Origin of the sequence: Frankia canadensis, from assembly GCF_900197875.1 — a bacterium.
Classification (GTDB): domain Bacteria; phylum Actinomycetota; class Actinomycetes; order Frankiales; family Frankiaceae; genus Frankia; species Frankia canadensis.
In genome coordinates, this window is sequence record NZ_FZMO01000091.1 from 1 (window position 1) to 13,928 (window position 13,928).

Annotated in this window: 11 protein-coding genes; 2 read left to right on the forward strand and 9 right to left on the reverse strand. The window is 71.8% G+C overall.

What is annotated here, in order from left to right:
• Window positions 1–247: 247 nt before the first annotated feature.
• The 3 genes from C1A33_RS09620 to C1A33_RS09630 form a co-directional block, all read right to left on the reverse strand.
• Complete coding sequence (locus C1A33_RS09620) at window positions 248–1,957, reverse strand: AMP-binding protein (protein WP_101831171.1); 1,710 nt, start codon at window positions 1,955–1,957, stop codon at window positions 248–250.
• A gap of 28 nt (window positions 1,958–1,985) precedes the next feature.
• The gene (locus C1A33_RS09625) at window positions 1,986–3,155 is read right to left on the reverse strand and encodes an acyl-CoA dehydrogenase family protein (protein WP_243407363.1); all 1,170 of its coding nucleotides are present in this window, start codon (window positions 3,153–3,155) and stop codon (window positions 1,986–1,988) included.
• Between the two features lie 199 nt (window positions 3,156–3,354).
• Window positions 3,355–4,653, reverse strand: coding sequence for a phenylacetate--CoA ligase family protein (locus C1A33_RS09630; RefSeq protein ID WP_101831172.1), 1,299 nt, complete (start codon window positions 4,651–4,653; stop codon window positions 3,355–3,357).
• Window positions 4,654–4,877: 224 nt separating this feature from the next.
• Here C1A33_RS09630 and C1A33_RS09635 point away from each other — a divergent pair, with 224 nt between their 5' ends.
• Window positions 4,878–6,044, forward strand: a complete 1,167-nt coding sequence (locus tag C1A33_RS09635; RefSeq protein ID WP_101831173.1) for a CaiB/BaiF CoA transferase family protein — start codon at window positions 4,878–4,880, stop codon at window positions 6,042–6,044.
• On the opposite strand, the gene C1A33_RS09640 is transcribed toward C1A33_RS09635, so the two are convergent.
• From C1A33_RS09640 to C1A33_RS09650, 3 genes are all read right to left on the reverse strand, one after another.
• Window positions 6,041–7,069 (reverse strand): hypothetical protein, encoded by a 1,029-nt coding sequence (locus C1A33_RS09640; RefSeq protein ID WP_101831174.1) that lies wholly within the window; start codon window positions 7,067–7,069, stop codon window positions 6,041–6,043. The two genes, C1A33_RS09635 and C1A33_RS09640, sit on opposite strands and share 4 nt — an antisense overlap.
• 85 nt (window positions 7,070–7,154) lie before the next feature.
• Window positions 7,155–8,876, reverse strand: a complete 1,722-nt coding sequence (locus tag C1A33_RS09645) for an N-acyl-D-amino-acid deacylase family protein (protein ID WP_101831175.1) — start codon at window positions 8,874–8,876, stop codon at window positions 7,155–7,157.
• Between the two features lie 63 nt (window positions 8,877–8,939).
• Window positions 8,940–10,163, reverse strand: a complete 1,224-nt coding sequence (locus C1A33_RS09650) for an amidohydrolase family protein (protein ID WP_101831176.1) — start codon at window positions 10,161–10,163, stop codon at window positions 8,940–8,942.
• Window positions 10,164–10,222: 59 nt separating this feature from the next.
• Here C1A33_RS09650 and C1A33_RS09655 point away from each other — a divergent pair, with 59 nt between their 5' ends.
• Complete coding sequence (locus C1A33_RS09655; protein WP_101831177.1) at window positions 10,223–10,843, forward strand: TetR/AcrR family transcriptional regulator; 621 nt, start codon at window positions 10,223–10,225, stop codon at window positions 10,841–10,843.
• A gap of 144 nt (window positions 10,844–10,987) precedes the next feature.
• On the opposite strand, the gene C1A33_RS09660 is transcribed toward C1A33_RS09655, so the two are convergent.
• From C1A33_RS09660 to C1A33_RS09670, 3 genes are read right to left on the reverse strand one after another with little or no spacing between them, the layout of a single operon-like run.
• Window positions 10,988–11,767, reverse strand: coding sequence for an enoyl-CoA hydratase/isomerase family protein (locus C1A33_RS09660; protein WP_101831178.1), 780 nt, complete (start codon window positions 11,765–11,767; stop codon window positions 10,988–10,990).
• 43 nt (window positions 11,768–11,810) lie between these two features.
• Window positions 11,811–12,698, reverse strand: a complete 888-nt coding sequence (locus C1A33_RS09665; RefSeq protein WP_101831179.1) for an SDR family oxidoreductase — start codon at window positions 12,696–12,698, stop codon at window positions 11,811–11,813.
• A 28-nt stretch (window positions 12,699–12,726) separates the two neighbouring features.
• Window positions 12,727–13,629 (reverse strand): SDR family NAD(P)-dependent oxidoreductase, encoded by a 903-nt coding sequence (locus C1A33_RS09670; protein ID WP_101831180.1) that lies wholly within the window; start codon window positions 13,627–13,629, stop codon window positions 12,727–12,729.
• Between the last annotated feature and the right edge of the window lie 299 nt (window positions 13,630–13,928).

Here is a 13,928-nt window from a genome sequence, read left to right on the forward strand (position 1 = left end):
GGGTCTGATCGTCGCACCCGCCTCCGACAGTTTTTTGCCTTGACGCAAAGGCTCCAGCTCGGTCTGGACGATCACCGCAAGGGCGAAAAACGGTGTTACCGCGGGAACGCGGGGACCCGACTGGCCTGTCAGGCAGTGATCAGCGCGGTGGGGGTGCGCGAGGAGCGTGGGGCTCGTGAAGTGAGGTGCGAGGTGTGAGGGGTGCGGTCCTGCGGGACCGCGGACGTCACGGCGGGCTACGCGTGGATCAGTTTGCGCCCGGGCGGCGCATCGCGGGCCGCGAGGCGGCGGGGCCTGCGGGGCGGCCGGCGTTGCGGAGGACATCCTTGCGGATCTTCATCATCGCGTTGGTGGGCAGCGCGCGGACGGGGTGCACCTCGGCGGGGATCTTGTAGTGGGCGACGCGGCCGCGCAGCCAGCCGGGGATCTCCGCGGCCAGTGCGGCGCCGTCGGTGCCGGCCGCCGGCACGACGAAGGCCATGCCCACCTCGCCGAGCCGCTCGTCGGGCATGCCGACCACCGCCGACAGGGCGACGCCCGGATGGGCGGCGAGCACCGTCTCGACCTCGGCGGGATACACGTTGAACCCGCCGGAGACGTACATGTCCTTCAACCGGTCCGTGATGACCACGTAGCCGCGCTCGTCGCGGGTGGCGACGTCACCGGTGTGCAGCCAGCCCTCACCATCCGTCACGGGGACCAGCGTCCCACCGTCGTCCGGCTCGCCGCCGTCGCCCCCGTAGTCCGGGGAGACCCAGTAGCCCGGGGAGACCCAGTAGCCCGGGGAGACGACGTAGCCGCGGACCAGCAGCTCGCCGGGCTGGCCGGGGGGCGCGTCCTCGCCGATCGGGTCGACGAGGCGGATCTCGTTGCCCGGCAGGCAGCGGCCGACGGTGGCCACCACGTCCTCGGGGTCGTCCGCGGGCACGCAGGTGGTGACCAGCGCGGTCGCCTCGGTCAGACCGTAGCAGGTGATGATGTCGGTGAAGCCGAGGTCGCGGCGCAGCCGGTGGATCAGCGCCGCGGGAACCTTGCTCGCCGACGGGATCGTCGCCCGCAGGCTGGTCAGGTCCAGGCCGGCCCGTTCCGGGGCTGCCAGCAGGTCGGTGAACAGGGTGGGCGGCCCGGGCAGGACGGTGACCCGCTCCCGCGCCACGGTCCGCAGCACCTCGCCCGCGTCGTAGCGGGCCACCGGCAGGACGGTCGCGCCATGCACCAGGCAGGCCATCCAGCCGGCCTTGTAGCCGAACGAGTGGAAGAACGGCGGGACGACGAGGTAGCGCTCCCCCGGGCCGAGCCCGAGCAGAAGGCCGAGGTAGCCGTGGGCGCGCAGCGACTGACCGTGGGTAGCGAGCACACCCTTGGGCCGTCCGGTCGTCCCGGAGGTGAACAGCAGGTCGCTGTAGTCGTCGGGACCGACGGCGGCGACCCGGGCCCGGGCCCGCTCACGCGCGGCCGCCGAGTCACCAGCCGACACCGAGTCACCAGCCGACACTGTGGCGACGAACTCGGCCAGGACGGCGATCTCGCGCACCGACTCCGGCGGTCCGCCGGCCGCGGCGAGCAGCTCGTCGAGCAGGTCGCGGCCGGCCACCAGAGGGTCGATCAGCAGGACCCGGGGGCGGGCGCGGGCGAGGATGTCGAGCACCTCGGGCGCCGCGAGGCGGGTGTTCAGCGGGACGAGCGTCGCCCCCGCGCCCTGCGCGCCGAGCGCCGCGATGATCCAGGCGGCGCTGTTCGGCGCCCACAGCGCGACCCGGTCACCGGGCTCGACGCCGAGCGCGACCAGCGCGGTGACCGCGTCGAGGGCCTCGTCCGCCAGCTGGCGGTAGTTCCACCGGCGCGGCCCGTCGACGATCGCGTCCTGGTCAGGAAACCGCTGCGCCGAGCGCAGCAGTGCCCCGGGGATGCTGCGGCACTCGACGTCGAACCTCGGGTCCGGGGGCCACTCAGTCACGGCACGGCTCAGTCACGGCACGGCTCAGTCATCGTGCGGCGCTGAGCACCCCCCGGGCGATGACCAGCTGCTGGATCTGGCTGGTGCCCTCGTAGATGCGGAACAGTCGCGCGTCACGGTAGAAACGCTCGACCGGGACGCCGCGCATGTAGCCGCTGCCGCCGTGGATCTGCACCGCGCGGTCGGCGATGCGGCCGACCGCCTCGGAGGCGAAGTACTTCGCCGCGGACGGCCCGACGCGGCGGTCCGAACCGTCGTCGAACGCCGCCGCCACGTCCTTGACCAGCGACCGCGCCGCGTAGAGGTCGGTCACCGAGTCGGCAAGCAGGCCCTGGATGAGCTGGTGCTCGCCGATGACCTTGCCGCCCTGCACCCGGGTCGACGCGTAGGACACCGACTCGTCGACGAGGCGCTGGCACATACCGACGCACAGCGCGGCGATGTGGATCCGGCCGTGCGCGAGGCACTTCATCGCCGTCACGTAGCCGCGGCCCTCGCCCGCCGGCCCGCCGATCAGCGTGTGCGCGCCGACCCGGACGTCGTCGAAGATGACGTCCGCGGTCCAGGCGCCGGCCTGGCCCATCTTCGCGTCCTTGGGGGCGACGGTCAGGCCCGGGGTGCCGCGCTCGACCATGAACGCCGAGATGCCCTTGGCGCCGGTCGAGCCCTCCTGAGAGCGGGCGAACACCATGAAGACGTCGGCGTTCGGCGCGTTGGTGATGAAGCGCTTCGACCCATTGATGATCCAGTCGTCGCCGTCGCGGCGCGCGGTCGTCACGAGGCCGGCCGGGTCGGAGCCGGCGCCCTCCTCGGTGAGCGCGAACGACGCGACCCACTCGCCCGAGGCGATCTTCGGGAGGTAGGCCTTCTTCTGCTCCTCGGTCGCGCCCTCGAGCAGGACGTGGCCGGCGATGCCGTTGTTGGTGCCGAACATCGAGCGGAAGGACGGCGTGGTGTAGCCCAGCTCGAAGACGAGCCGCACCTCGTCGCTCATCGACAGGCCCAGGCCGCCGTAGAGGTCCGGGATGGCGAAGCCGAACAGTCCCATCTCGGCGGCGGCGGCACGGATGCGGTCCGGCATCGCGTCGGTGTCCGCGATCTCGGTCTCGGCCGGCACGACCTCGTCCCGCACGAAACGACGCACCGACGCCACGATCTCGTCGATGAACCCAGCCTCGTCAGTCGACTCAGCACTCACCTGACCGTCACCACCCCAAGCTCACCCGGTCACCGATCCCTACGGAAGCTCAAATCAGGTAGACATTACATCCCGGCGGCCATACGGGGCTTTCGCTGCGGCAGCCGGCCACCGTGGTACAGAACACCTTGCGAGGGCTCGCCGGGGCTCAGGACTCGCCGGGGCTCAGGACTCGCCGGGGCTCAGGACTCGCCGGGGCTCAGGACTTGGCGACGCGGGGGACCTTGGCCGCCGAACCGCGGCGCAGCAGCTGGCCGGCGGTCTCCGGGAGGATGTCGATGAGCTCGGCCGAGATCCCGAGTGTCGTCGACAGGCCAGCCGTGAGCCGGCGGACCAGGTCGTCCAGGTCGACCTCGGCGCTGTCGTCGTAGCCGACGCGCACCCGCAGCCGCTCGACCTCCCGCTGCGGCCGGATGATCTGGAACAGTCCGGTCTCGGTCTCGTCCTGCTGCTCGACGATCGACCACACCTCGTGCGGCAGCACGGCCCGGCCGGCGACGACGGTCTCGTCCCCGGCGCGGCCGAGCACCCACATCCGCGGCGAGGTACGCCCGCAGGGGCAGGGTTGCCGGGTCAGGCGGACCAGGTCGTCGGTGCGGTAGCGGATCAGCGGGTAGGTGTCGTTGTCCATCGCGGTGACGACCAGCTCGCCGACCTCGCCGTCGGGCACCGGGTTCCCGTCGGCGTCGAGAACCTCGGTCAGGGTCTCGTCCCAGTTGAGGTGGTAGCCGTCGTGCTCGGCGCATTCCCAGGCCAGGCCGGTGTCCCCGGCGCTGGTGTAGACCCACAGGTTCAGGCCCCATTCGCGGGTCAGTTTCTCGCGCATCCGGGCGCCGAGCGGCTCGCCGGCGAAGCCCACGCTGACGAAGCAGCTCATCAGCTCGCGGAGGTCCTCACCCTGGTGCTGGAGCCGCTCCAGCTCGACCAGGTTCATGCTCATCAGCTGGCAGTAGGTCGGCCGGTGGCGGCGGATCGCCTCGGCCACCTCGGCCCAGTTCCCCATCCAGGTGTCCACCAGGATCGGCACGGCGCCGAGCGCCCGCGTCGCACCCTCGATGTAGCCGCGGAACGACGCCGCGCTGCACAGCACGTTGTCACCGGGGCGCACGCCGAGGTCCCACAGCGGGCGGATGTAGCGGGCGTTGAGGGGCGAGACCGGCTCGTCACCCCACCGCTCGACGAAGAACGTCGGGTCACCTGTCGTGCCCGAGCTCGCCGTCACGGAGGTGACCTCGGACGGGTCCACCGTCAGCAGCCCGCCGTAGCTGTCCCCGGTGCGGTCGCGGTACTCCCGGATCGAGTCCTTGTTCATGAACGGGACGCGTGCCTGGAAGTCGTCCAACGAGGTGATCTCACCTACGGTGATTCCCGCCGCGTCGAAGGTCTCGCGGTAGAACGCCGACCGCTCCTGCGCGAGGCGCGTCAGTTCGATGACCCGGTCCTCCTGGACCTGCCTGATCCGCTCGGCTGGAGTGGTCTCCACGGCCAGCTCGAGCAAGTGGTTCTCGGCCGGCGCCTGTGCCGGTGACGCACCTACGACTGTCACGAACGGTGACCCCCTCGACCTATAGCGTGTGTCCGGCGACACAGACGATGATAGGTCGCGCGCCTCACGGCGGGCCAGCTTTGGTATAAATCATCTATCCGATTATGGGAACGGACTGAACTGCTGGAACGTCGAGGAGGCGGTATGAACGTCGCGATTCCCGCGGTGCGAATCTGATGGCGGGCCCGCTCGAGGGCGTGCGCGTGCTGGAGATGGCCGGGCTGGGAGCGACGCCGTTCGGTGTGATGCTGCTGGCCGACCTCGGCGCCGACGTCGTCCGGGTGGACCGGCCGGCGCGGCCGATGAACAGCGACTACGAGCGGCGTCGCGCCGCCGCCGACCCGCACCGCTCGGTGCTCGACCGCGGCCGGCGCTCCCTCGTCGTCGACCTGCGCCGCCCCGAGGGCGTGGAGCTCGTCCTGGACCTGGTGGGACGCGCGGACGTGCTGGTCGAGGGCTTCCGCCCCGGCGTGATGGAACGCCTCGGCCTCGGCCCGGACGTGTGCCTGGGCCGCAACCCGAAGCTGGTCTACGGCCGGCTCACCGGCTGGGGGCAGACCGGTCCGCTCGCGCCTCGGGCCGGGCACGACATCACCTACATCGCGCTCACCGGCGCGCTGCGCTCCGTCGCCCGCAAGGACGAGGCGCCCATCCCGCCGCTGAGCATGGCCGGCGACATGGCCGGCGGCGGCATGCTGCTGGCGCTCGGGGTGGTCAGCGCGCTGCTGTCCGCCCGGGCCACCGGCCAGGGCCAGGTCGTCGACGCCGCCATGGTCGACGGTGCGAGCACGCTGCTGTCGATGTACTACGGCCTGATGGCCCAGGGCCGCTGGCGCGACGAGCCAGGCACCAACTTCGGCGACACCGGTGCCCCCTACTACGACGTCTACGCCACCGCCGACGGCCAGTACGTGGCCTTCGGCGCCCTGGAGGAGGCCTTCTACCAGGAGTTCCTCCAGCGCGCGGGCATCGACCCGGCGTCGCTGCCGTCCCGCGACGACGAGTCGCGCTGGCCGGAGCTGCGCGCCGAGCTCGCCCGGCACTTCGCCTCGCGCACCCGCGACGAGTGGGACGCGCTGCTCGGCGACAGCGACGCCTGCGTCGCGCCGGTGCTGTCGATGACGGAGGCGCCGAGCCACCCGCACCTGGCCGCCCGGGGTACGCACGTCACCCGCGGTGACGTCGTACAGCCCGCGCCGGCGCCGCGGTTCTCCGGCACGCCGACGACGCTGCCGCCGCCGGCGCCCGCCCGCGGCGAGCACGGTCAGGCCGCGCTCGCCGACTGGGGCGTCTCCGACGACCTCGTCACCCGTGTCGAGAAGGCCGGCGGCCTGCAGCTCTAGCTGCTGATCCTGCGGTTTCCGACCTTCGGCAGCGACTCGCCCCAGGCCATCCAGACGTCGGGCTGGCGGACCTCGCCGGCCCGGCGCATCAGGCTCTCCTGCTGCGGGTTCGGGATGGGGCCGAGGTCGACCATCCGGCCGGCGGGGTCGGGCACCAGCTCCCACGCGGTGCCGTCCATGACGACCGCGATGCCGTCGTGCCAGTAGCCGTCCGCCGCACGGGTCACCCCGACGTCCATCGTCAGGGCGGAGCGCACGTTCCCGGCGTCGTCGGCGACGAGGCCGACGTGGAAGTCACCGGCGCCGAACAGGACGTGGCCGATCTCGGTGCGGCCGTCCTCCCAGCGGGTCGCCCAGCTGTGCCAGGTGAGGTAGTTGACGTCGTGCAGCGGGTCCTTGCGGACGTAGAGGACGCCGCCGGGGAGCATGTACGCCTCCTCGACGAACAGGAACCCGCGCACCGGCCGGCCAAGCGCGGTCCCGGAGACCAGGTACGTCTGCGTCGGGTAGTACAGCGACGCGGTGCGCCCCGGCAGGTACCAGTGCAGCGGGCTGCAGGCCAGCTCGCCGCGCAGGTCGAGGACGCCGTCCTCCACGTAGGTGAACGACGTGTCGCCGATCTCGGCCCGCATGGCGGCCTGGTCGCTGGCCGCGGCGGCGAGCACCGCCGTGCCGTCGCGCAGCTCGCGGGTGATGTCCCGGCTGCGCGCGGCGACCTTGGCCTCGCGACGCAGGCGCAGCGCGTCACCGCCGTCGAAGGCGGCGAGCACCATCAGCCGGTCGCCCAGGGCCAGCGCCTGGCCGGCGTCGCTCGCGCCGCCGTCGGCGCCCTCGGCGGCCGGGGCCGGCGGGATCCGGCGCATGACCGAGCAGAGCTCGCCGTCGTCGGAGCGCAGCGTGCCCCACAGGTAGGTGCCCTCCCGGGACAGGCCGAACGGCGTGCGTTCGTCCACCAGGTCGGCGGGGGTGAAGGACCGCTTGCCGGCGAGAGCCCGGCCGGCGAAGTCGAGCACTGCGGGTGCCATCGTGAACTCCTGGGGGTGGCGTGATGACCGCTATATGGCTGAATAAGTAAACCATTTATCGGTCGTCACGCCGACCGCGCCTACCTCAGATGAGGGGTGCCGTCGCGGTATCCCGGCCGGAGCGGATGACCCGTCCCGGGCGTGCGCCGGTGAAGGCGCCGTCCCGGGCGATCTCGGTGCCCGCCACCAGCACGTGGCCGACGCCGACCGCCTCGCCGTAGAGCCGCCCGGCGCCGCCCGGCAGGTCGAAGCGGGTCTCGATCGGGGTTCGGGCGATGGTGGCGGGGTCGAACACGACCACGTCGGCGATCGCGTCGGTGGCGAGGACGCCGCGATCACGCAGGCCGTAGAGCTCCGCCGGCACCTGGGTGATCAGGCGCACCGCCTCCTCCAGGCCGATCACGCCCTGCTCGCGCACGCCCTGCTCCAGCAGCATCGTCGAATAGGCGAAGAACTCCAGCATGTCCAGGTGGGCGCCGGCGTCGGAAGCACCGATGACCGCCCGCGGGTCCCGCCAGACCTTCGCCCGCGCCTCCCAGTCCTCGGGCCGCACCGTCCCCGGCGGGTTCGAGAACGTCGTCTTCAGCTCGTCCTCGACGATGATGTCCATGAGTACCTCGAACGGGTCGCCACCCCGCTCGTCCGCGATGTCGCCCACGAGGCGGCCGGCGAGCCCGGCGTTGCGCGGGCTGAACGTCTCGACGAGGTGACGCGAGCGCCAGTTCACCAGGTGGCTGTACGGCGACGGCTTCTCCGCCGCGATCCGCAGCTGCGCCCGCCGTGCCGGGTCGCGCAGGATCGCCAGCCGTTCCTCGACCGGCAGGAAGAAGTAGTCGTGCAGCCCGGGCACCATGTCGAGGACGAACCCGGCGCGGAACGAGAACCGCGCCGGCGGGGTGTCCGGCATCGTCAGCGCGACGACCTTGCCGCCGCGGGCCCGGGCGAGGTCACCGACGGCGAGCCGGGCCTGCGCGTCCTCGAACGTCTTCGCGGTGACGGAGAGGATGTTCCAGTTCAGCGGGCGCCGCGCCGCCACCGACATCGCGATCATCAGCTCGGCCGTGTCCGGGTCGAAACCACCGCCGGCCGGCGGCAGGATCGGCAGGAACTCCAGCGACGTCCCCTCGAACTCGCCCGCCACCCGGGCCAGCGCGTACAGCTCCTCGGGCGCCGCCGCGCGCGACGGCACCGGCCTGCCGGCCGCGTCGTGGTGGCTCTGCGACCAGGTGGACGAGAAGCCGAGACCGCCGGCGCGCAGGCCGGCGCGCAGCAGGTCGGCCATCCGCTCGATCTCCGCGGGCGTCGCCGCCCGCTCGGTCGCCTCCTCGCCCAGCACCACCCGGCGGATCGCCGAGTGACCCACCATGTAGCCGGTGTTGATCGCCAGGGTGCCATCGAGCCGGTCGAAGAACTCGGACGTGGTGCGCCAGTCCCAGGAGGCGCCGCTCTGCAGCGACTCCAGCGGCATGCCCTCCACCCGGGACAGCATCCGCATCAGGTAGTCGCCGGCCTGCTCGTCGAGTGGGGCGACAGTGAAACCACAGTTGCCAGCGAACGCCGTCGTCACACCATGTAACGGCGACGGGGACAGTGACGTGTCCCAGAAGCCCTGCACGTCGAGATGGGTGTGGACGTCGACGAAGCCGGGCGCGACGACCCGGCCGTCCGCGTCGATCTCCTGGCGGCCCGCCTCGGTGACCGTGCCGAGTTCGCGGATCCGGCCGTCGGTGATCCCGACGTCGCCGGAACGCGCCGCGGCGCCGGTGCCATCGACGATGGAGCCGTTACGGATGACGAGATCGTGCATGAGGGATGCCTCCTGGTCGAGAGAGCGCTGGTCAGGCGGTGATCGGGTCAGGCGGTGATCTGGTCAGGCGGTGATGCCGAAACGCTCGAGGCCGTAGCAGGCGATCGCGTTGCCGCGGGCGAGCAGGTAGGCCTCGCGCTCGTCCAGGCCGGCCGCGGTCACGATCTTGTCGAAGACGGCACCGGTGTTCGGCCAGGTCGAGTCACCGTGCGGGTAGTCGACCTCGAACATGATCTGTTCCATGCCGATCCTGTCCCGCAGCCGCAACCCGACGACGTCGTCGAAGACGCAGCCGTAGAGCCGCCCCGGGATGTAGTGGCTCGGCGGCCTGGTCAGCCGGCCGTTGAGGTTGCCGTAGACCGGCCGGTCATGCCAGATCCCGTCGAGCTTCTCGATGAGGAACGGCATCCAGCCGACCTGGCCCTCCGAGAGCGCCACCTTCAGTGTCTGGAACCGCTCCAGCACGCCGCAGGTCAGCCAGTCGGCGAGCGCGTGCGCCGAACCCTGGTAGGTCAGCGCCAGCGAGACGGCCCGAGGGGCGTCCAGCGAGGTCACCGGGAACGTCGACGACGAGCCGATGTGCAGGTTCACCACCGTCTCCGTCTCCTCACAGGCGGCGAAGAACGGGTCCCAGTGGGTGGTGTGGATGCTCGGCAGCCGCTCGCCGTCCGCCCTGAGCAGCGACGGGTTCTCGGAGAAGCACACGGCGTGCGAGCCCTTGGCGGCACAGCGGCGCACCTCGGCGGCGGCGAGCTGCGGGTCCCACAGCGGGATCAGCGTGAGCGGGATCAGCCGGCCGCGCCCCGCGCCGCCGCACCACTCGTCGATCATCCAGTCGTTGTAGACCCGCAGGCAGGCGAGGCCCAGGTCACGGTCGCCGCGCTCGAGGAAGGTCTGGCCGCAGAACCGCGGGAAGGTGGGGAAGCTCAGGCTCGCCTCGGTGCGGTTGACGTCCATGTCCGCCAGCCGCGCGCCCTGCTCGTAACAGCCCGGGATCATGTCGTCGTAGAGCATGGCGTCCCAGTGCTCGCCCAGGTACTCGTGATCCTTACCGGCCGCGGCGAACCCCGGAAGGATCGGCATCACCAGACCCTCGAACTCCCAGACGTCGGCCCACAGCCCGTCGTCGTCGAGGGTCCACGGGCTGCGCGGCCCGTTCCCGTACGACCCGCGCCGCCGCGCCAGTCGTGGGGCGCGCTCGCGGAAACGCTCCGGCAGCCGGGCCGTCCATAAGTCACCGGGTTCGAGGATGTGGTCGTCGACGGAGATGATCCTCGGCTCACTCATGGACCCCAATTTAAAGCGGTCGATTTAAGCCCGTCAACGGATCAGGCAGACTTGCTCCCATGGGCGAGTACGGCGCGGGCCGGGAGACGCGGGTCGCGCTGCTGGTCACGGCCGAGCGGCTGTTCGCCGAGCGCGGCATCGACGGGGTGTCCCTGCGGGAGATCGCGCTGGCGGCGGGTTCGCGCAACAGCGGCGCGGCGCAGTACTACTTCGGCAACAGGGCGGAGCTGCTGCGCTCGATCATGAAGCTGCGCGCGGAGATCCTCAACGCGCGCCGCGCCGAGCTGCTCGACGCCGCCGGTCCCGCCCCGACCACCCGCGACGCCCTGCGCGCGCTGGTCCTGCCGCTCGCCGAGCAGCTCGGCGACACGCACTACGTCAGCTTCCTGGCCCGGCTGCAGTCCGACTACGCGCACGACCGGCGGGCGATCCACGCCGACGGCGAGATCGACGCGACCTTCCGGCAGGCCCGTGACCTGCTCGCCGCGTCACTGCCCGGCCTCGAGCCGGAGCGGTTCCGGGTGCGCTTCCGGCTGATGATGCGGATGGCGATCGCCGCCCTCGGCGAGTACGAGTGCCATCCCGACCCGCGGATCCCCGGCAGCGACGCGCTGACCGCGGAGATCCTCGACATCGCCGCCGGCATCATGCTCGCCCCGACCTCACCCGCCACCAGCTAGCTCGCGTGTGGAGTGGTGATCTCCGCGACACGGGCTGCCGCGAACACCCGCAAAGATCGCAACCCGAGACACAACTGTGCGCGTATCGGGCCACGATCTTCCCGGGAGCCCTGGTGAGGACGGCAGAGGTACTTTGCGGGGGGCTCAGGCCTTGGCGGCGCGGCCGTTGGCCTTGCGGAGCATCGACTCGGCGATCGCGGCGTACTCGGCGGTGTCGTGGGACTGGCTCTCGGCGGCCAGGCCCATCCCGAGGGTGGCCGTCGCGGCGGCGCGCAGGTGCTGGTTGAGGACGTTCTTCGTGTCCTGCACAGCCTGCGGCGGCTGGGCGGCGATCTTCCGGGCGAACGCGATCGCCCGGTCCAGCAGCTCGTCGGCGGGAACCGCGTGGTTGGCCAGGCCGAACTCGACGGCCTTCGCCGCGGGCAGGCGCTCGCCGGTGAGGATGTACTCCTTGGCCCGCAGCAGGCTGGTGAGCAGCGGCCAGGTCGCGGCGCCGCCGTCCCCCGCGACCAGGCCGACGGAGACGTGCGGGTCGGCGAGGAACGTGTTCTCGGCGATGAACACGACGTCGCAGAACGTCGCGAGCGTGCAGCCGAGGCCGACCGCGGGGCCGTTGACGGCCGCGACGACGGGGATGCTGATGCCCAGCATCGCGTCGACGACGCGCCGGGCGTCGCGCATCGCCCGGCGCCGCGCCTGGAAGTCGGTCGCGAACCGGGCGAAGTCGTCGGTGTTGCCACCGGCGCTGAACGCCCGGCCCGCGCCGGTCAGGACGATGGCCCGCAGGGTCGGGTCGTCGTCCAGCGAGCCCATCAGCCGCGGGAACTCGTCGTGCAGCGCGGCGTCGAAGGCGTTCATGTGCTCCGGCCGGTTCAGCGTCACCACCGCGACGCCGTCGTCGGACTTCTCGACCTTCAGGACCATCGTTGGTCGTCCTCTCAGAACACGAACAGGCCGGAGCGGGTGATCAGGCCCAGGGGATGCCCAGGTTGAAGGGGGTCTCCGCGAGGCGCGGGGCCTCCTTCTGGAGCTCCTCGACGGTCCACCGGTGGTCGGTCTCGATCTTGTCGATGAGCGCCCACGGCTGGAACAGGTGCACCGCGCCGCCGTGCACGTAGAAGGTGCGCCCGGCGATCGGGCAGTCCGCCGTGCCCAGGTAGGCGACGAACGGCGAGATGTTGGCCGGGTCGTCGGCGTCGAAGCCGCCGTCCTTGCCCGCGACCAGGACGTTCTCGGTCAGGCGGGTGCGCGCGGTCGGGCAGATGGCGTTCACCCGCACGCCGAAGCGCTCCAGTTCCAGCTGGGCGATCGTGGTCAGCGAGGCGATGCCGGACTTGGCCGCGCCGTAGTTGCCCTGGCCGATGTTGCCGAACAGGCCCGAGGTCGACGCGGTGTTGATGACCGACCCACGCGGCGCCCTGCCGGCCTTGTGGGCGTCCTTCCAGTAGCGCGCGGCGGCCCGCAGCGGCATGAAGTGGCCGCGCAGATGCACCCTGATGACCGCGTCCCACTCCTCGTCGCTCATGTTCACCAGCGTCCGGTCCCGCAGGATGCCGGCGTTGTTGACGAGGACGTTGAGCTCGCCGAACTCGTCGAGGGCGGTCTGGATGAGCCGCTGCGCGCCCTCGGCGTCGGTGATGTCGTCGCCGTTGGCGACCGCCTGGCCGCCGGCGGCCCGGATCTCCTCGACGACCTGCTGCGCCGGCGTCGCGTCGGCGCCGCTGCCGTCCTGGCCGCCACCGAGGTCGTTGACGACGACCGCGGCTCCCTCGCTCGCGAACAGCAGGGCGTGCTCGCGGCCGATGCCGCGACCCGCACCCGTGATGATCGCTACCCGCCCGTCCAGGGCACCCATCAGCGTGTTCCTCTCGTGTTGGACTAGCTCAGCTGGAGCGGGGCGGGCCGGCCGGCAGCGTGCCGTAGATCTTCGGCAGGCCGTCGACGAGCTCCTCGCCGGTCACCGGGCCGTCGCCGGAGCCGGCGTACTCGGCGATCGGCGTCCAGCCCTGCAGGCGCTGCACCCGGTGGCCGTCGACCCGGAAGACCTGGCCGGTCAGCCACGCCGCCTCGTCGGAGGCGAGGTAGACGACGACACCGGAGGCGTTCGCCGGGTCGCGGGGGTCGAAGGCGGCGCCCTCGCCCTTCTGGCCGAGCGCGATCCCGGCCGTCATCCGGGTCGCCGCGAGCGGGGAGATCGCGTTGACGGTGACGCCGTAGCGGCGCAGCTCCATCGCGGCGATCGTGGTCAGCGAGACGATGCCGGCCTTGGCCGCGCCGTAGTTCGCCTGGCCGACGGTACCGAACAGGCCGGTGCCGGAGGTGGTGTTGATGATCCGCCCGGCGACCCGCTCGCCGCGCTTGGACGCGGCCCGCCAGTAGGCGGCGGCGTGCCGGGTGAGCGAGAAGGTGCCCTTGAGGTGGACGGCGATGACGGCGTCGAAGTCCGACTCGTCCATGCTGGCGATCATCTTGTCGCGGATGATGCCCGCGTTGTTGACCACCACGTCGAGACGGCCGAACTCCTTGACCGTGCGCTCGACGAGCGCCTCGGTGGCGCTGAAGTCGGAGACCGAGCAGTGGTCGGCGACCGCCCGCCCGCCGGCCGCGGTGATCTCGGCGGCCACCTCCTGGGCGGGGGACTCCGCGGTGCTCTCCCCGTGCAGGCCGGCACCGAGGTCGTTGACGACCACGGTGGCGCCGGCCGCGCTCAGCGCGAGGCAGTGGGCTCGGCCGAGCCCCCGGCCACCTCCGGTCACGATCGCGACCTTGCCGTCCAGCAGTCCCACGCGGCTTACCTCCTCCGATGTGCCTGACTCGATTTGTCTAACTAAAAGCCTGGCCTGAAGATAGCCTGTCGCCTGGCCACGGGCCGCTGGTCGCGCGTCGGCGCAGGTTCCGCGGGTCGGATCGCTCGCGCCCGGGTCGGACCTGTCCGACCATCACTAGCTGGGGATACCCGCGGCCGACAGAAGAGAACTGGGGGTAGGGATGGGTGCGCACGGCGGGAGTCTCGGCGTGAGCGACGCCACCTGGTCGTCGCTGACCGCGCGGGGGCTGGACCACGACGGGCCGGCGCTGCTCACTC

Coding starts and splice junctions, on each gene's coding strand:
- C1A33_RS09635 (WP_101831173.1), top strand. CDS start 4,878: ATGGCGGGCCCGCTCGAGGGCGTGCGCGTGCTGGAGATGGCCGGGCTG.
- C1A33_RS09640 (WP_101831174.1), bottom strand. CDS start 7,069: ATGGCACCCGCAGTGCTCGACTTCGCCGGCCGGGCTCTCGCCGGCAAG.
- C1A33_RS09645 (WP_101831175.1), bottom strand. CDS start 8,876: ATGCACGATCTCGTCATCCGTAACGGCTCCATCGTCGATGGCACCGGC.
- C1A33_RS09650 (WP_101831176.1), bottom strand. CDS start 10,163: ATGAGTGAGCCGAGGATCATCTCCGTCGACGACCACATCCTCGAACCC.
- C1A33_RS09655 (WP_101831177.1), top strand. CDS start 10,223: ATGGGCGAGTACGGCGCGGGCCGGGAGACGCGGGTCGCGCTGCTGGTC.
- C1A33_RS09660 (WP_101831178.1), bottom strand. CDS start 11,767: ATGGTCCTGAAGGTCGAGAAGTCCGACGACGGCGTCGCGGTGGTGACG.
- C1A33_RS09665 (WP_101831179.1), bottom strand. CDS start 12,698: ATGGGTGCCCTGGACGGGCGGGTAGCGATCATCACGGGTGCGGGTCGC.